At 73.6% G+C, this 17,563-nt stretch carries 15 protein-coding genes; 5 read left to right on the top strand and 10 right to left on the bottom strand.

Annotated elements, in window-relative coordinates; genetic code table 11:
• Positions 1-25: 25 nt before the first annotated feature.
• Both ACZ7KX_RS24265 and ACZ7KX_RS24270 read right to left on the bottom strand, forming a co-directional pair.
• Positions 26-1,024, bottom strand: a complete 999-nt coding sequence (locus ACZ7KX_RS24265; RefSeq protein WP_470328289.1) for an SGNH/GDSL hydrolase family protein — start codon at positions 1,022-1,024, stop codon at positions 26-28.
• A gap of 209 nt (positions 1,025-1,233) precedes the next feature.
• A complete protein-coding gene (locus ACZ7KX_RS24270; RefSeq protein ID WP_350523946.1) occupies positions 1,234-2,178 on the bottom strand; it encodes a PAC2 family protein in 945 nt (314 codons plus the stop codon).
• Positions 2,179-2,823: 645 nt separating this feature from the next.
• On the opposite strand from ACZ7KX_RS24270, the gene ACZ7KX_RS24275 reads away from it, so the two are divergent.
• Complete coding sequence (locus ACZ7KX_RS24275; protein ID WP_470328290.1) at positions 2,824-3,558, top strand: GNAT family N-acetyltransferase; 735 nt, start codon at positions 2,824-2,826, stop codon at positions 3,556-3,558.
• Here ACZ7KX_RS24275 and ACZ7KX_RS24280 read toward each other — a convergent pair.
• On the bottom strand, positions 3,548-4,798 hold the full coding sequence (locus ACZ7KX_RS24280) for an ADP-ribosylglycohydrolase family protein (protein ID WP_470328291.1): 1,251 nt from the start codon (positions 4,796-4,798) through the stop codon (positions 3,548-3,550). The genes ACZ7KX_RS24275 and ACZ7KX_RS24280 overlap by 11 nt on opposite strands.
• 108 nt (positions 4,799-4,906) lie before the next feature.
• Between ACZ7KX_RS24280 and ACZ7KX_RS24285 the strand changes: the two genes are divergently transcribed.
• Positions 4,907-5,902, top strand: coding sequence for a hypothetical protein (locus tag ACZ7KX_RS24285; protein ID WP_470328292.1), 996 nt, complete (start codon positions 4,907-4,909; stop codon positions 5,900-5,902).
• 45 nt (positions 5,903-5,947) lie between these two features.
• On the opposite strand, the gene ACZ7KX_RS24290 is transcribed toward ACZ7KX_RS24285, so the two are convergent.
• The 6 genes from ACZ7KX_RS24290 to ACZ7KX_RS24315 all read right to left on the bottom strand — a co-directional run bounded on the left by ACZ7KX_RS24290 (position 5,948) and on the right by ACZ7KX_RS24315 (position 13,848).
• Positions 5,948-6,460, bottom strand: coding sequence for a ribonuclease (locus ACZ7KX_RS24290; RefSeq protein WP_470328293.1), 513 nt, complete (start codon positions 6,458-6,460; stop codon positions 5,948-5,950).
• A 222-nt stretch (positions 6,461-6,682) separates the two neighbouring features.
• Positions 6,683-9,391, bottom strand: a complete 2,709-nt coding sequence (gene ppdK, locus ACZ7KX_RS24295) for a pyruvate, phosphate dikinase (protein ID WP_470328294.1) — start codon at positions 9,389-9,391, stop codon at positions 6,683-6,685.
• Positions 9,392-9,955: 564 nt separating this feature from the next.
• Complete coding sequence (gene dusB / locus ACZ7KX_RS24300) at positions 9,956-11,125, bottom strand: tRNA dihydrouridine synthase DusB (protein WP_470328295.1); 1,170 nt, start codon at positions 11,123-11,125, stop codon at positions 9,956-9,958.
• A 103-nt stretch (positions 11,126-11,228) separates the two neighbouring features.
• Positions 11,229-12,005 carry a DUF4097 family beta strand repeat-containing protein gene (locus ACZ7KX_RS24305; RefSeq protein WP_470328296.1) on the bottom strand — a complete coding sequence of 259 codons (777 nt, stop codon included), beginning with the start codon at positions 12,003-12,005 and terminating at the stop codon, positions 11,229-11,231.
• Positions 12,002-12,646, bottom strand: a complete 645-nt coding sequence (locus tag ACZ7KX_RS24310) for a response regulator (RefSeq protein ID WP_470328297.1) — start codon at positions 12,644-12,646, stop codon at positions 12,002-12,004. The genes ACZ7KX_RS24305 and ACZ7KX_RS24310 overlap by 4 nt, the downstream gene beginning before the upstream one ends.
• On the bottom strand, positions 12,634-13,848 hold the full coding sequence (locus ACZ7KX_RS24315) for a sensor histidine kinase (RefSeq protein ID WP_470328298.1): 1,215 nt from the start codon (positions 13,846-13,848) through the stop codon (positions 12,634-12,636). The genes ACZ7KX_RS24310 and ACZ7KX_RS24315 overlap by 13 nt, the downstream gene beginning before the upstream one ends.
• Before the next feature lie 134 nt (positions 13,849-13,982).
• On the opposite strand from ACZ7KX_RS24315, the gene ACZ7KX_RS24320 reads away from it, so the two are divergent.
• Together ACZ7KX_RS24320 and ACZ7KX_RS24325 are read left to right on the top strand one after the other, a co-directional pair.
• Complete coding sequence (locus ACZ7KX_RS24320; RefSeq protein ID WP_470328299.1) at positions 13,983-14,513, top strand: hypothetical protein; 531 nt, start codon at positions 13,983-13,985, stop codon at positions 14,511-14,513.
• Complete coding sequence (locus ACZ7KX_RS24325) at positions 14,510-14,905, top strand: hypothetical protein (protein ID WP_470328300.1); 396 nt, start codon at positions 14,510-14,512, stop codon at positions 14,903-14,905. Before ACZ7KX_RS24320 ends, ACZ7KX_RS24325 begins: the two co-directional genes overlap by 4 nt.
• Positions 14,906-14,991: 86 nt before the next feature.
• Here the strand turns inward: ACZ7KX_RS24325 and ACZ7KX_RS24330 are convergent, their stop codons facing one another.
• Positions 14,992-15,909: a helix-turn-helix transcriptional regulator gene (locus tag ACZ7KX_RS24330; protein WP_470328301.1), complete on the bottom strand. Its 918-nt coding sequence runs from the start codon at positions 15,907-15,909 to the stop codon at positions 14,992-14,994.
• A 102-nt stretch (positions 15,910-16,011) separates the two neighbouring features.
• On the opposite strand from ACZ7KX_RS24330, the gene ACZ7KX_RS24335 reads away from it, so the two are divergent.
• Positions 16,012-17,505: an MFS transporter gene (locus ACZ7KX_RS24335; protein WP_470328302.1), complete on the top strand. Its 1,494-nt coding sequence runs from the start codon at positions 16,012-16,014 to the stop codon at positions 17,503-17,505.
• Positions 17,506-17,563: the final 58 nt, after the last annotated feature.

Here is a 17,563-nt window from a genome sequence, read left to right on the forward strand (position 1 = left end):
GCGGCGGTCCGGCTGCGGTGGCGGTTCAGCCCCGGACGGCCTTCAGGACGACGCCGGCCACCGCCTCCTGCCCCCTGGCGTTGGGGTGGATCGGCGCCAGACCGCGGGCCGGGAACGGCGGCTCGATCCACCGCTCGCCCTCCCCCGCGCACATGTCGTGCCCCACCGAGGGCCCGGCCGTGTCCACGAACACCGCGCCGGCCTCCTCCGCGTGCTTCTTGAGCATCCCGTTGAGCTGTTTCTCCTTCTCCACCAGGAAGCCCAGGTCGGGGAGGGCCACCGTCCTGCCGAGCACCGGCAGGCAGCTCGACGGGTCGGCCGGCAGCAGCGTCGGGTACCCGATCACGTACACCCGGGCCTGCGGGGAGCGCCGCTTGATGTCCTGGAGGGCCCGGCCGAGCCGGTCGCCCGCGGTGTCCACCTTGCGCTGGACCTCGTCGGTGCCGTCGGCGGAGGAGTAGTGGTCACGGCACGGCGAGGAGGCGTGCGTCTGCTTGATCACGCCCTTCACCGCGTCCACCAGGTTGTCCTTGGCGCATTCGAGCACGACCTCCATGAAACCGGCGTCGTTGCCGCCGATCCCGAGGGTGACCAGCCGGGTGTCCGCGTCCAGCGCGTCCAGCTGGGCCGGGTTGCGGCCGTTGCCCGTGGTCTGCGGTCCGGTCAGGTCCTCGGTGGTGGCGCCGCTGCAACTGACGTCCCGGAACTGCCCGGACGCCACACCGAGGCCCTTGGCCACCAGCGACGGGTAGTCGACCGCGGAGCGGAAACAGCCGCTCGGCTCGCCGGTCTGCGGCGGGATCTGCATGCCGGCGGTGTACGAGTCACCGAGGGCGACGTACGGGCCGCCGGGCGGCGGGGTGGGTGTGGCGGACGGGGTCGCGCCGGCCTGCGCGCGAGCGGGCACGGCGCCCGCGAAGCCCTTCCCCCCGCTGTCCGCACCGCTGCCGCCGGTGCACCCGGCCAGCAGCAGCGCGGTCAGCCCGGCCGTCACGGCGACGGTCGGGCGTGTGGTCCTGGGCATGGCATCCCCCCGGGGGTACGACGAGTCACGGTCGGCTCCTCATGGCAGCCCGTCCCCCGGGCACCTCAGGCTCCAACGTACGACCGCCGAGGATGACTCCCGCCTCCGCGAAATCCTTCCAAGGGGAACCCGCGTCCCCGACGGGGACGCCCGCGCCTGCCCCGCTGCCGCGGTGCGCGTCTGCTGCGGTGCGCGTCGTCGGGGTGCGGCTACTCCGCGCCGCGCTCGTGCTCGGCCAGGAACTGCTCGAAGCGCCGCCCCAGTTCGTCCGCCGACGGCAGGTCCGTCGGCTCGGCCAGCAGGCTCTCCCGGCCCTCGGCGCCGGCCACCGCGTCGTACTGGCCCTCCATGCCGCGGATCGCCGAGCGCAACTCGCCGTCCCCCTGCGTCAGCTGCTCCTCGATGTCGGCGTAGACCTCGCCGACCCGCTCGCGCAGCCGGGTGCCGGGCAGCACCAGCCCGGTGGCGGACTGCACCGCCTCCAGGACCAGTACGGCCGCCGCCGGGTAGGCCGAGCGGGCCACGTAGTGCGGGACGTGCACGGCGAAGCCCAGGACGTCGTGCCCGGCCTCCGCCAGGCGGTACTCCAGCAGCGCCTGCGCACTGCCCGGCACCTGGGCCTGCTCGAACCATTGCGGGTACCCGGGCGCGAGGTCGAGCCGGTTGCCGTGCGGCGTCAGGCCGACCGGGCGGGTGTGCGGCACGCCCATCGGGATGCCGTGGAAGTCGATCGAGAGGCGCACCTCGAAGCGCTCCACCAACTCGCGGACGGCGCCCGCGAAGCGCTCCCACTCGACGTCCGGCTCGGGGCCGGTGAGCAGCAGGAACGGCGCGCCCGCCGCGTCGTGGACGAGCTGGAGCAGGATCTCCGGCGGGTCGTAGGACGTCCAGTGGTCGCGGTCGAAGACCATCGCCGGGCGGCGGGCCCGGTAGTCGACCAGCCGGTCGTGGTCGAAACGGGCCACCACCTGCGGCGATCCCGTCTCCAGCAGGTGGGCCACCACCTGGCCGCCGGCCTCGCCGGCGTCCATGAAGCCCTCGAAGTGCTGGAGCAGCACCAGACCGGCGCCGGTGTCGCGCAACTGCGCGGTGGCCGCGGCCACCGCGGCCACGCCCTGCTGATCCAGCTCGTACAGCGCCTGGAAGTCACGCACCGCGCACCCAACCCCGTTCTCTGCTCGTCGTCCGACCGGCTTCTCGTCCTCTCCAGCGTGCCGGGCGCCGCCGGAATTCCCGCCACGCCGGAGGACTCCTCCGGGGCCGCGGCCGACCGCTCCGGACCATGATCGCACCCGGGGGAAGAATCCCTGGTCACGGGCGTGCGGGGGCCCGTTCCGGGGCGCGCCGGAGCGGCCCGCGCGGCCATTCGCGCGCCGCGAAGTGACGCACCGCCTTCTGGCGGGTATCGTCCTCTCGCTGCCTCGCATCGTCGCGTCGTCGTCACGTCGTCCGTAACGCCGTCGGCCACGTCCCGGTCCGGTGCTCGGCCAGCCACCCACGACGCATCTTGCCTTCACCTGGCCGCCTGCTTCCCTTCGCGCTCTCGTTTCCTTCTCGGCCATTTCGCGGACGCACACTGTCCCCTCGCTCTTCCCGCCGGACCGGTCCGAGGACCCGTGTCCGTTCCGGCACCCCGCGCCGCCCGTTCCGGGCCGCCGCCCCCGCCCCGCCCGACCGGATCCTCCGGCGTGCACGGCTACCCGGCGGACGGTCACGGGCCGGGGCGAAACGTCCACCGCACCCCGTGCCGCACCCCGGCCCGGGAGGCACCCTCCGACCGATGAAGGACCGAAGGTTCCGTGCCCGTACCTGTCATCCTCACCGGCCGCACCGTGCGGCTGGAGCCTCTCGCCGCGCACCACGCCGAGGCCATCGCCGAGGCCGGCGCCGAGGACCGTACGACCTACGCCTTCACCCCCGTCCCGCACGGCCTGGAAGCGGCCCGCGACTACATCGCGCGTGCCCTCGCCGACCAGGCCGCAGGACGGTCGCTGCCGTTCGCGACGGTGAACGTCGCCGACGGCCGGGTGGTGGGCTCCACCCGGTTCCTGGAACTGGACTACTGGCAGGGCCCGATGGTGTGGCCGCCGGTGCCCGGCGTGCCGTTCGGCGATCCGGCCACGGCCGTGCCGGACGCCGCCGAGATCGGCAACACCTGGCTCTCGCCGCGCGCCCAGGGCACCGGCATCAACACCGAGGCCAAGCTGCTGATGCTGCGCCACGCCTTCGAGACGTGGGGCGTGCAGCGGATCTCGCTGCGCGCGGACGCCCGCAACCAGCGCTCGCGCGCCGCGATCGAGCGGCTCGGCGCGACCTCGGAGGGCGTGCGCCGGGCCCACTCCCGCGGGCTGGACGGGGTGGTGCGGTCCACCGCGTTCTACTCGATCCTCGACGCCGAGTGGCCGGCCGTCCGGGACATCATCGAGCTGCGGATCGCCGCCGCCACCTCGCCGAGCGCCCCGGATCCGGAGATCAACCAGGAGTGCCTTAGACACGGCGGCAGCGGCGCCGGGCACCTGATGATCACGGCCTGAGCGGGTCCCGGGCGGCCGCGGACTGCAGGACGAGGGCGAGATCGGCGGGGTTCCCACCGGTCGGGCCCAGCGCGTAGCCGCCCGGGAAGGCCTCGACCAGGGCCGAGACCGGGCGCCAGCCGCCCCGGACGGGCGCGACCGTCACCTCCCACACCGGATGGCCCCGGCGGTGGTGCACGCTGACCACGCCCTCCCGGGTGCGGACCCACCAGCGGGTGCGCGGCGCGCTCCGCGGCGCGTCGGACCGGATGCGCTGCCACTGCTCGTCCGTCCAGAGCACGTCCGGGACGGGGTGCGGCCTCGGGAGCCGCAGACGAGCGCCGTCGCCGGGGTGGACGCTGCCCGGCTCCGGGAACGCCCAGGCCGGCAGCGGTTCGCGGGCGGCCGGCCAGGAGGCGGGGATGCCCGCCGTGCCGGTGTGCGCGGCGACCACCCCGCCGGTGATCGCGGCCACGGTGTCCATGTCGCCGCCGGCCGCGATCGCCTCCCACACGGCGGCCGGATAGTCGGCCAACCGCCGGGCGGCGCACCACAGGGCGTACGGGACGGTGTCGGCGGCGGAGGTCCGGCTGCCGTTGCCGAGCACCTTCGCGGCGACCCGGTGGTCCGGTTCGGCGAGCAGCGCGGTCGCCTCGATCAGACCGTCGCGCACGGCGCCCGGCGGGGTGCGGTGGGCGACGGCTCCCAGGAAGGACTCCGGCGTCGTGCCCCCGGTCCTGGCCCGGACCGCCAGCGCCGCCGCGACCGCGACCGCGACGGTCCCGTCCACGGCCTGCGGGTGGGTGTGCGTGACCACCGCCGTGCGCGCGGCCTGCCGCGCTGCCTCGTCGAGGTCGTCGGCGTACGCGGCGCCGAGCGGGGCGACCCGCATCGCGGCGCCGTTGCCGTACGAGCCCTGGCCGTCGAAGAGTTCGGCGGCCAGCCGCCGGGCGTCGCCGCCCTCCCGGACCAGCCGGAGCATCCGGTTGGCGGCCGGGCCGTAGCCGCGGTCGAAGTCGTGGCGGCGGGCGAAGGCGTGGGTGAGGTCGAAGGTGTCGATCGTGCCGCGCTCGGAGTGGGCGGCGTACACCGAGCAGGCCATCTCGGTGTCGTCGGTCCACGGCCAGGGGCCGGGCGGGGCGGTGCGGGCGACGAGGTGGGCGCGGGCGGTGCCGGGAACGAAGAACTGGGCGCCGAGGGCGTCACCGACGGAGAGGCCGACGAGCGCGTCGAACGCGGGGCCCGTGTGTGGGGTCGTCATATGGGACCAGCTCAGCCGCTCGGCCGCCGCTTCGTCAACACGTTTGCCGGGACGCCACCGACGGGGGATGTTTCGCATACCTCCGACCCGGGCGGGCAGCACCCTGGCATGACCCGCACGAACCCGCTCCACCCGGTCGCCCTGCTCGGCGCCGACCAGCAGCACATCGCCACCCGGGCGCAGCTGCGCCGACTCGGGGTGCCCTCCGGCACCATCGCCCACCGACTGCGGCCGGGCGGGCCCTGGCAGCAGGTGCTGCCCCGGGTGATCTGCCTGCAGAGCGGAAGATTGACGGTCCATCAGAAGCTCCGGGCCGCCCTGGCCTACGCGACCCCGAAGGGGCGCGATCCGCGGGTCGGCGAGGTGCTGCTGACCGGCTTCGCGGTGCTGGCCGACGCCGGGCTGCCGAGCGCCGGCCACCCGGCCGACCTCGCCGCGGTCGATGTCCTGATCCCCCGTCAACGCCGCGTCTGTGACCGGGAGTTCGTTAGGATCCACCGCGCCTCCGGGGTGATGCCGGGCGGCTTCGAGCGGGACGACGGACTGTGGAGCACCACCGTCGCGCGGGCCCTGGCGGACCTCGCGCCGGGCGAGACCGGGCAGCGCCGGTTCCGGGCGCTGTGCGCCGAGGCCGTCCAGCGGCGGCACTGTGAACTCGGCGAGCTGCTCGACCAGTTGCTCACCCGGTCGGGCGCGCTCGGGCTGCCGCACGTGGCCCGCGTGGTGGAGGACCTGACCACCGGGGTGCGCTCGGTGGTCGAGGGCGAGGCCCGCGAACTGCTCGCGCACGCGGGCCTGCCCGAACCGCTGTGGAATCCGGTGCTCTTCCTGGACGGGCGCTTCCTCACCGTCCCGGACGCCTACTGGCCGCACGCCTGCGTGGCGCTGGAGATCGACTCCCGCGCGTGGCACCTGCGCCCGGCCGACCACGAGCGCGGCCCGGCCCGCGCCAACCGGCTCACCGCCGCCGGCCTCCCGGTCGTCCGCACCACCCCGGCCCAGCTCCGCCGCGACCCGGCCCCGGTGCTCCACGAACTGACCGCCCTGGTCACCACCGGCCCCCACGGCCCGCACGGCCGCATCACCTGGCGCCGGGCGAGGTGATGCGGGGTGGCGGCGGGCGAGGTGGGACGGGGTGCCGACGGCCGTTCAGCAGCGGGGGTCGATCTCCTGGAAGGTGGCGTAGTGGTCCGCGGACCAGTACTGCTCGCCGGCGTTGCCGGTGACGACGCGGCGGGTGCCGCGGTCGTCGGAGCCCGGGGTGACGACGGTGTACTCGTGGTAGTAGCCGTCGGACTTCCGGGGGAGGCGGCTCTCGCGGTTCTCGAAGACGATGCCGTCGCGGTTGTAGGGGTACGGGCCGCCCTTGGCGATCAGGCCGAGGGTGTCCTGGGCCTGGCTGGGGAGCTTGGTGCGGCAGACGTCCGCCAGTGCGGGGTCGGCGGGGACCCAGGTGCCGGACGGCGGGGACGACCTGGGGGCCGAGGGCTTGGGGGCCGCGGACCTGCCCGTCGAGGTGCCCGCGGCGGCGGCCGCCGTGGCGCTCGCGGCGGCCTTGGGGTGGCTGCCGCCGCCCTTGCCGGCGAGCAGGTAGCCGGCTCCGGCGAGGACCACCAGGATCAGGACGGCCACGACGACGAGCGGGCTCTTGCTTCTGGTCATGCGCCCCAGCTTGGCAGGCGCCGGTGCCGCGGGAGCCGCGTCACGCACGTGGCCGAGGCCACACGGACGTACGGCCGGGCGGGAACGGACGCCGTTGTCCGTTCCCGCCCGGCCGTGTTACGTACGCCGGTTCTCCTGCGCCGAGCTCCGGTGTACGCCCTCCCGGTGGGAGGGGGAGCGGTCAGTCGTGCCCGCGCGTGAGGAGGGGATGCCTTCCCTCCCTCAGCGCGAGTCGCTGCCCGCCGACTCGATGGCGGCGCGGCCTGCCTCCAGGCGCGCCACCGGGATCCGGAAGGGGGAGCAGGAGACGTAGTCCAGCCCCACCTCGTGGAAGAAGTGGACCGAGTCCGGGTCGCCGCCGTGCTCGCCGCAGACGCCGAGCTTGAGGTCGGGGCGGGTGGCCCGGCCGGCCTCGACGGCGTGCTTGACCAGCGAGCCGACGCCGTCGCGGTCGATGGTCTCGAACGGGGAGACCCCGAAGATGCCCTTCTCCAGGTAGGCGGTGAAGAACGAGGCCTCCACGTCGTCCCGGGAGAAGCCCCAGACCGTCTGGGTCAGGTCGTTGGTGCCGAAGGAGAAGAACTCGGCGGCCTCGGCGATCTGTCCGGCGGTCACCGCGGCGCGCGGCAGCTCGATCATGGTGCCGAGCTTGATGTCCAGCTGGACGCCGGTCGACTGGGAGACCTCGGCGAGCACGCGCTCGCACTCGTCGCGGACCAGCTCCAGCTCCTGGACGGTGCCGACCAGCGGGATCATCACCTCGGGGCGCGGGTCCCCGCCGGCCAGCTTGCGCTCGGCGGCGGCCTCGGCGATGGCCCGGACCTGCATGCCGAACAGGCCGGGGATGACCAGGCCGAGGCGGACGCCGCGCAGGCCGAGCATCGGGTTCTGCTCGTGCAGCTTGTGCACCGCCTGGAGCAGGCGCAGGTCGTTCTCGTTCGGGTCCTTGCGGGCCTCGGCGAGGGCGACGCGCACCGACAGCTCGGTGATGTCGGGCAGGAACTCGTGCAGCGGCGGGTCGAGCAGGCGGACGGTGACCGGCAGGCCGTCCATCGCCTGGAAGAGCTCCAGGAAGTCGCCCTTCTGCATCGGCAGCAGGGTGGAGAGGGCCAGCTCGCGGTCCTTGTCGTTGTCCGCGAGGATCAGGTGCTCGACCTCCTTGCGGCGCTCCTCACCGAGGAACATGTGCTCGGTGCGGCACAGGCCGATGCCCTGGGCGCCGTAGCGGCGGGCGCGCCCGCCGTCCTCGGCGTTGTCGGCGTTGGCGCGCACGGCCAGCCGGCGGCGGCCGTCGGCGTGCGACATCAGGCGGTGCACGGCCTGGACCAGCCCGCCCTGGACGTCGGCGCCGGCGTGCAGGGTGCCCTCGAAGTACTCGACCACGGGGGACGGCAGGACCGGTACCTCGCCGAGGTAGACCTTGCCGGTGGCGCCGTCGATGGAGACGACGTCGCCCTCGTGGATCACCAGGCCGTCGGCGGTGGTGAACTTGCGGGCCTTGGTGTCGACCTCCAGCTCCTCGGCGCCGCAGACACAGGTCTTGCCCATGCCGCGGGCGACGACGGCGGCGTGCGAGGTCTTGCCGCCGCGCGAGGTGAGGATGCCCTCGGCGGCGATCATGCCGTCCAGGTCGTCCGGGTTGGTCTCGCGGCGGACCAGGATGACCTTCTCGCCGGAGCGGGACCACTTGACGGCGGTGTAGGAGTCGAAGACGACCTTGCCGATCGCGGCGCCCGGCGAGGCGGCGAGGCCCCAGGCGATCTGCTTGGACTCACCGGTCGGGGCGAAGCGCGGGAACATCAGCTGGGCCAGCTGGCCGCCGGTGACCCGCATCAGGGCCTCGTCCAGGTCGATCAGGCCCTGGTCCACCAGCTGGACGGCGATCCGGAAGGCGGCCGCGGCGGTGCGCTTGCCGACGCGGGTCTGCAGCATCCAGAGCTTGCCGCGCTCGATGGTGAACTCGATGTCGCAGAGGTCGCGGTAGTGGTTTTCGAGCTTCTGCATGATCGCCATCAGCTCGTCGTACGACTTCTTGTCGAGCTTCTCCAGCTCGGCCAGCGGCAGGGTGTTGCGGATGCCGGCGACGACATCCTCGCCCTGGGCGTTGGACAGGTAGTCGCCGTAGACGCCCTGGGTGCCGGTGGAGGGGTCGCGGGTGAAGGCGACGCCGGTGCCGGAGTCCTCGCCGAGGTTGCCGAAGACCATGGTGCAGACGTTGACCGCGGTGCCGAGGTCGTTCGGGATGCGCTCCTGGCGGCGGTACAGCCGGGCGCGGTCGCCGTTCCAGGAGTGGAACACCGCGTGGATGGCGAGGTCCATCTGCTCGCGCGGGTCCTGCGGGAAGGCCCGGCCGGTCTCGCGCTGGACGATGCCCTTGAACACCTCGACCAGTTCCCGGAGGTCGGAAGCGTCCAGGTCCAGGTCGTTGACGGTGCCCTTGGCGTGCTTGGCCGCGTCCAGGGCCTCCTCGAACAGCTCGCCGTCGACGCCCAGCACGGTCTTGCCGAACATCTGGACCAGGCGGCGGTAGGAGTCCCAGGCGAAGCGCTCGTTGCCGGACTGGGCGACGAGGCCGGTCACCGAGGCGTCGGAGAGGCCGATGTTCAGGACGGTGTCCATCATGCCGGGCATGGAGAACTTCGCGCCCGAGCGCACCGAGACCAGGAGGGGGTTGTCGGCCTGGCCGAGCTTCTTGCCCATCTCGGCTTCGAGGGCGTCCAGGTGGGCGCTGATCTCCTCGTGCAGGGAGGTGGGCTCGCTGCCGGTCTCCAGGAAGACCTTGCAGGCCTCGGTGGTGATGGTGAATCCCGGGGGGACGGGGAGGCCCAGGTTGGTCATCTCGGCCAGGTTCGCGCCCTTGCCGCCAAGAAGATCCTTGAGGTCCTTGTTTCCTTCGGTGAAGGAGTAAACAAACTTCTGCTGGGACGGCACGGGTCGGTCTCCTCGTACGCGGTTGCCCTGACGCCGGAGAACATACCCATTTCGAAGGCACTTCTCTGCCCTGAATAGGCCACCCGAGGCCGGTACCGAGGGGTAACCCGCTAGATCGAATGCACATAAAGGCGTTCACCTCTGTTGGTGAAATCGTCCGCCTGACGCTAGCCAGCGTTCAACTCTTGAACACAACGAAACCCGAAGATCACACGATCCGGACGCTGGGTAGCGGCCGTGGGTCCGTCGCGTTGCCCCGGCTTGATTTCCTGCACCCGGATCGCCCGATCTCCGGTCGACCGGCTTCGGGAAGCGATTCACGGCCGACCTGTCCATTTCGTCCACTGACCCGGCATCAGTCCCTGCGGCGTGTGGCAAGCGTCACCAGCGTGTCTCACCGGTCGAACGTAGAACGCCTCCGTCGATCGTCGCACAGCGTCCAGAAACGTGCCCGTTCCGTGACATCGGGACGCCGAAAAGGAGCCCTCCTGTCCAGAATGGACAAGAGGGCTGGGACCTAGTGGCAATCGGGCCGGAGGGGCCTGATTCGCCAGTCTGTACAGATCATCCGCCAGACGTGTCCGATTCGGCGTCCGCGCCCGGCCGGGCGCAGTCGTACGGATCGTCCAACCACCCCTCCGGCAGGACCACCCGGTTGTTGCCGCTGGTGCGCCCGCGCGGGCCGTCCGCCCCGGTCGGCCAGCCCTGGGACTGCTCCACCTCGGACAGCGTTCCGGCCAGTTCGGCCAACGAGGACGAGTTGGCCAGCCGCACCCGCAGCTCGGAGCCGACCGAGAAGCCCTTGGTGTACCAGGCGACGTGCTTGCGGAAGTCGATCACGCCGCGCGCCTCGTCCCCGATCCACTCGCCGAGCAGCTGCGCGTGGCGCACCATCGCCCGCGCCACGTAGCCGAAGTCGGGACGGGCGTAGTCGACGTCGCCCTCGAAGATCGACACCAGGTCCTTGAACAGCCACGGACGGCCCAGGCAGCCGCGGCCCACCACGACGCCGTCGCAGCCGGTCTCGCGCATCATCCGCAGCGCGTCGTCCGCCGACCAGATGTCCCCGTTGCCCAGCACCGGGACGTGCGCCGGGACCGACTCGCGCAGCCGGGCGATCGCCGACCAGTCGGCCGTCCCGCCGTAGTGCTGGGCGGCGGTGCGCCCGTGCAGGGCGATCGCGGACACGCCCTCCTCGGCGCCGATCCGGCCGGCGTCCAGATAGGTGAGGTGGTCGTCGTCGATGCCCTTGCGCATCTTCATGGTCACCGGCAGGTCGCCCGCGTTGGCCACGGCCTCGCGCAGGATCTCGCGCAGCAGGTTGCGCTTGTACGGCAGCGCGGAGCCGCCGCCCTTGCGGGTCACCTTGGGGACGGGGCAGCCGAAGTTGAGGTCGATGTGGTCGGCCAGGCCCTCGTCCGCGATCATCCGGGCGGCCTTGCCGACCGTCACCGGGTCCACCCCGTACAGCTGGATCGAGCGCGGCTTCTCGCTCGGGTCGAACTTGATCAGCTGCATGGTCTTGGCGTTGCGCTCGACCAGCGCCCGGGTGGTGATCATCTCCGAGACGTACAGGCCCTTGCCGCCGCTCTGCTCGCGGCACAGGGTGCGGAACGGCGCGTTCGTGATGCCGGCCATCGGCGCCAGCACGACGGGCGGCCACACCCGGATCGGGCCGATGTCGAGCGGCGCGAACTCGGCGTCGGGCGCGGTGGGTGCGGGCGTGGCTGTCATGCGCGGCTGACCTCGGGTAAGGGGACGGGACTCTTCATTGTCCCCCACCCGGGTGAGCGGCCCCGCGCCGCGACCGCGACGGCCGGCCCGCCGCGGCGTCCCGCTACGACGGGTTGATGCTGATCGACCCGGAGGTGACCGTCGCACGGATGCGGTTCGGGCTGTCGGAGTCCGCCAGCTCCGGAGCGATCCGGCCGTTGCCGGAGCCGACGTCGCTGGAGAAGGCGTAGCGGCTGCCCCTCGGCAGGGTCATCGTCAGCGAGCCCGAGGTGGCCGTGGTCGTCACCTGCTCCGGGGCCCGGTCGAACTTCAGCTCCGTCGAGCCCGAGGTGGTCCGGACGTCCACCCGCCGCGCCTGCAGGTTCCTGCCCTGGATCAGCCCGGAGGTGGCGCGTGCGGTCACGTCCCCGGAGGTGTCGACCAGCAGCAGCTCGCCCGAGGTGAGGCTCACGTCCACGTTCCCGCTCAGGCCCTCCACCTGGACCGAGCCGGAGCTCACCGACCCGGACACCTCGGTCGAGGCCGGCACGTCCACCTCGATCTCGGCGCTGCAGCCGAGGTCCGCGACCGGCAGCACCTGCCGGCAGCGCACCCCGACGGTGACGAGGTCGTCCGTGAAGACGGTCGACACCACCGGCTTGCGCAGCATCCACTCCAGCCGCTGGTGCACCACCACGTGGTCCACCCGGCCGGCCCGCACCTTCACCGAGGCGTTGCCGGTCTCCAGCTTCAGGCGGTGCACCGGCCGGTCGTACGACCGTGAGCCGGTCGACCGCTGCTGCGCCACCACCGACCAGGTCTGCAGGCCGGCACCGATCACGACCAGGACGGTCGCGAGCGTCCCGGTGACCCGCCAGGCCTTCGCCGTGCCCGCCGTCACCCGACCTCCAGGAATCGCAGCACGGCCATCACCCGGCGGTGGCTGTCCTCCGCCGGCGGCAGTTCGAGCTTGGTGAGGATCGAGTTGATGTGCTTGGCCACCGCACTGTCGCTGACCACCAGCGAGGCGGCGATCGCGGCGTTGGAACGGCCCTCCGCCATCAGGGCGAGCACGTCCCGCTCGCGCGGGGTGAGCTTCTCCAGCGGGTCCCGGTGGCGGCGCACCAGCAGCTGGGCGACCACCTCCGGGTCCAGCGCGGTGCCGCCCTCGGCGACCCGCTGCAGCGCTTCCACGAAGTCGTCCACGTTGGCCACCCGCTGCTTGAGCAGGTAGCCGACGCCACTGGTGTTGGTCGACAGCAGATCGGCGGCGTAGCGCTCCTCCACGAACTGGGAGAGCAGCAGGACCGCGGTGTCCGGCCACTGCCGGCGGATCACCATCGCCGCCTTCACGCCCTCGTCGTGGAAGCCCGGGGGCATCCGGACGTCGGCGACCACCACCTTCGGGCGGTGCTCCTCCACCGCGGCCAGCAGTTCGGTGGCGTCCCCGACGGCGGCCGCCACCTCGAAGCCCACCGCCTCCAGGACCTTGACCAGGCCGACCCTCAGCAGGACCGAGTCCTCGGCGATCACAGCGCGCACGGCAACTCCACGGTGATGGTGGTGGGGCCCCCGAGGGGGCTGAGAACGGACAGCGTCCCGTCGACCGAGGCGGCGCGCTTGCGCAGACCGGTGAGCCCGGTGCCGCGCGAGGCGTCCGCGCCGCCCACGCCGTCGTCGCTGATGACCAGGCGCAGCCGGCCCCCGGCCGCCCGCACCGAGAGGTCGACCCGGCCGGCCCGGGCGTGCTTGGCCACGTTGGTCAGCGCCTCGGACACGGTGAAGTAGGCGACCGCCTCGACGGTCGGCGCGATCGGCTCGGACAGGTCGACGTCCAGGCGCACCGGCAGCGGGGCACGGGCCGCGATGCCGGACAGCGCCGCGTCCAGACCGCGGTCCTCCAGGACCGCCGGGTGCAGGCCGCGGACCAGGTCGCGCAGCTCGTCGATGGCCGCCTGCGCCTCCTCGTGCGCGTCGACGATCACCTGCATGACCTCGGGCGGGACGTCCTTGAGGGTGCGCCGGGCCAGGCCCAGGTTCATCGCCAGGGAGGTGAGGCGCTGCTGGGCGCCGTCGTGCAGGTCCCGCTCGATCCGGCGGCGCTCGGCGTCCACCGCGTCGACCAGCCCGGCCCGGCTCTCGGCGATCTCCTCGACCCGCCGCTCCAACGCCTCCGCCCGGTCGGGACCGAGCAGCCACTTCGCCGCCCACGCCTCCAGCCGGGCGATCGACGCCACCGGCCAGTGCGCCCCGAGCAGCAGCGCCACACCGATCAGGGTGAGCCAGACGTCCTGGCCCGCCAGGTCGGAGCGCAGCGCGGTGCCGGGGGGCATCAGCCAGATCCAGCCGTACAGGGTGGCCAGCACCAGGCCGGCACCCCAGGCGTACAGCACCGCCAGCGCGGCCGCCGCCAGCAGCGGGCCGACCAGCAGGTGGTGGAGGGTCTGACGCCAGGTCATCCCCAGCAGCAGCATCCGGCGCCCGGAGAGCGGCCGCGGCCGCGGGATCTCCACCCCGTACAACGCGCGCAGCCGGCCGCGCTGGAGGGCGGTCAGCGGGCGGGTGAGGAGCAGGAGGACAGCGAGCAGCGGGAAGAGCAGCTTGGAATCGGTGACGGCCAGCCAGATCGGCAGGGCCTGCGGTATTCCGGCGGCCGTGAAGCGGACGTCCCGCCGGACCTCGGGCGACCACGGTGCGCGCCGGAGGCTCCTGACGAGCGCTCGGCGCAACGTGGTGGAGGACATGCCGGACAGCGTAGGGCCCGGTGATCACCGGTCGCCATGAAGGGGGGTACCCGACAGGGGTGTAGCTGGCTACACCCCCGATTCGGGGTGGAGCACCACCGACAGGAAGACGCCCCGGCGGAACACTTGAGGACATGACGAGCACCGCATCGCACTCCGCCACTCCGCCGCACGGGCGGCGCCTCCCCGGGCGCCACGGCGTTCCCGGGGGCGTGCTCCTCCCGGCGTCGGAGCCGGAGGGGACGCTGTCGGCATGGAGCGGGCCGTGGTCGGTCCGCAGCACCGGGTCCGGCCGCGGCCGGGCCGCCCTGGAGTTCTACCAGCACGGCGAGTTGGCCGACGTCCTGGTCGCCGCCCGGCTCACCCCGCAGCTGCTGCGCGGGGCGCGGCGCAGCCCGTCCGGCGGGCGGGCCTGGCACGTGATCGCCTGGGGCCGGCTGGCCGCCGACGGCACGGCGCCCTCGGTGGTCTTCGCCGGGCGGCGGGCGTTCCGGTCGGTGAGCTCCGCCGTCGCGGCCCAGGTGGCCACGGTCGCCGGGCGGTTCTGGCTCGCCTGGGCCGAGGGGCCGTTCGACGCGGTGCTGGTCGAGCACCCGACGGGCGGGCCGACCGAGCGGCTGCCGCTGGAGCGGGTCCCGGCGCGCCGGGTCGGGGGTGCGGCATGAGCACCGCCGTCCTCTCCGGCCGGGCCGCCTGCTCGCTCCCCGCCTTCGTCCTGCCCGAGCGCTTCGCCCGGGTGCCCGCCATGGCGGCGGTCGCGCTGCTGCCCTGGCTGGCGATCCTCGCCGTCTGCCACGAGACCCCGTGGGTCGTGCTCGACCTGGTGGAGTTCTCTGCCCTGCTCACGCTGGACGCGCTGCTGCGCCGGCACAACCCCGCCGCGCTGTGGGCGGCCGCCACGGTGGCGCTGCTGCTCACCGCGGACGCGATGGCCGACATCGCCTGCGCCGGGCCGGGGCACGCGGTGCTCGCGGCGCTGGCCATGGCGGGTGGCGTCGAACTGCCGCTCGCGGTGGTGTGCCTGCTGCTCGGGCGCCAGGCGGCCGCCCGCGGCTGAGGCCCGGCGGGCCTGCGGGCCGGCGGGTCGGCGGGCCGGCGGGTCGGCGGGCCGGCGGGTCGGCGGGTCGGCGGGCGTCCGGGTCGTCAGAGTGCGGTGGGCAGTCGGTCCATCAGCGCGCGGGTCCCGTCGTCCAGCGGGGTGTAGGTGATCATCCGGCTGCCGTGCCGGGGACCGAGCCAGAAGTTGGTGTACTCGCAGCTCAGCAGACCGACGCCGGGCACCTGGAAGCGCTTGATGCCGTTGCTCGGCCGCATCACGTCGTGCCGCTGCCAGAGCTCCGCGAAGTCGGGCGAGGCCTTGAGCACCCGCGCCAGCAGCGCCTTCCACGCCGGCTCCGAACTGTGGTCGGCCATCGCCGAACGGAACCGCGCCACCATGCCGAGGCGTTCGGTGCGGTAGTCGACCAGCACGTCACGGAACCGCGAGGGCGTGAACGCCATCCACAGCATGTTCCGGTCCTCGGGCGGCAGGGCGGAGAGGTCGCCGACGATCCCGGTGTACTGCGCGTTGTACGCCAGCACGTCATAACGGGAGTTGACCACCAGGGCCGGGTACGGCGCCATCTGCTCCAGCACCAGCCGCACGCTCGGCGTCACCGAGGGGCACTCCTGCACCGGCGCCGGGTCGTCCGCACCGGCCAGGGTGAACAGGTGCGCGCGCTCGCTCGGGTCCAGCAGCAGCGCCCGGGCCACCGCGTCCAGCACCTGGGTGGACACCTGGATGTCCCGCCCCTGCTCCAGCCACGTGTACCAGGTCACCCCGACCGCGGCGAGCTGCGCGACCTCCTCGCGCCGCAGCCCCGGCGTACGGCGGCGCCCGGTCATCGGCAGGCCCACCTGCTCGGGCGCGATCCGCTCGCGGCGGCTGCGCAGGAAGGCGGCCAGTTCGTGCCGGCGCGCGTCGCCGGGCGCGGCGGAGGCAGCGGGCGCGGCGGAACCGACCGGGGTGGCGGGGGCGTTCGCGGCGGCCGGGGCTTGCGCGGTGCGGGTCGTCAGGCTCATGCTCCCCAGCATGCGCCACCCGTCAGCCTGTTGCCAGGTACTTCTCATACCCGGATAACCACACTCTGGTACCAGGGTATCGAGCAGCGGATCGTATGACCCGTGACCCAACAACTCGCCGTCGCCTCCGCACCGCACCGCACCGCCACCACCCCCGGCACCGCGGCCCCCGGCACCGCCGCTCCCGCCGCCCCCAGTACTCCCACCCCCGGTACGCCCACGCTCGGCACCGCGGGACTGGTCACCGTCCTGCTCGGGGCCTTCCTGCCGATGCTCGACTTCTTCATCGTCAACGTCGCCCTGCCCACCATCGACAAGGACCTGAACGCCGGGCCCGCCGTCCTCGAACTCGTCGCGGCCGGCTACGGCATCGCGTTCGCCGTCCTGCTCGTCCTCGGCGGGCGACTCGGCGACATCTTCGGCCGCCGCCGACTCTTCGTCGCCGGTGCCGCCGCCTTCGCCCTCACCTCCCTGGCCTGCGGCCTCGCCCCCGACGCGTGGTCCCTGGTCGCCGCCCGGGCCGCCCAGGGCGCCTCGGCCGCACTGCTGATCCCCCAGGTGCTCGGCACCATCACCGCCGCCACCGACGGCGCCCGGCGCGGCCGCGCCCTCAGCGTGTACGGCGCGGTCGGCGGGATCTCGGTGGTCATCGGGCAGGTGCTCGGCGGAATGCTGGTCGCCGCCGACCTCTTCGGCACCGGCTGGCGCTCGGTGTTCCTGCTCAACGTGCCGTTCGCACTGCTGGCCGTGGTCCTCGCGGTCCGCTACGTCCCGGAGAGCAAGGCCACCCGGGCCGCCCGGGTCGACGTGCCCGGCACCGTCCTGCTCACCGCCACCCTGCTCTCCCTGCTGGTCCCGCTGATGGAGGGCCGGGCCGCCGGCTGGCCGCTCTGGTCCCTGCTGCTGCTCGGACTGTTCCCCGTCCTGGCCGTCGCCTTCGCCCTGGTCGAGCGCCGCGCCGAGCAGCGCGGCGACACCCCGCTGGTGCCGCCGACCCTGCTGCGCATCCCGGAGATGCGGCGGGGCCTCGGCATCGCGCTCCCCTACTTCGCGGGCTTCGGCGGCTTCATGTTCGTCATCGCGGTCGCCCTCCAGCAGGGCCTGAAGCTCGGCCCGGTCGCAGCGGGCTGGGCGCTCGTCCCGATGGCCGTCGGCTACTTCAGCGCCTCGCTCGCCGGGCCGCGCCTGATCGGCCGCTGGGGCAGCCGGGTGCTCAGCGCCGGCGCCGTCATCCAGGCCGTCGGCCTCGCCACCCTCGCCGTGACCGTCCTCGCCGACTGGGCGCACTTCTCCCCGCTGCGGATGGCGCCCGGCGTCGCCCTCGCCGGCATCGGTCAGGGCCTGATCGGCACCCCGCTGTTCCGGGTCGTCCTCTCGAAGGTGCCCGCCGCCCGGGCCGGCGTCGGCAGCGGCGTCCTCGCCACCAGCCAGCAGTCCAGCCTCGCCCTCGGCGTCGCCACCCTCGGCACCCTGTACCTGTCGCTCTCCCCCAGCCTCGGCATGGGCCGCACGCTCGCCCTGTGCCTCGGCATCCAGCTCCTCGGCTCCTTCACCATCCTCTACCTGACCACCCGGCTCCCCCGCTCCATCGGCTGACCCGCCGGGCCTCCGGGCCCCGGGCGGCGGCGGACGGCCCCGCGATCGCACATCGATC

The organism is Kitasatospora sp. NPDC038210, from assembly GCF_055600605.1.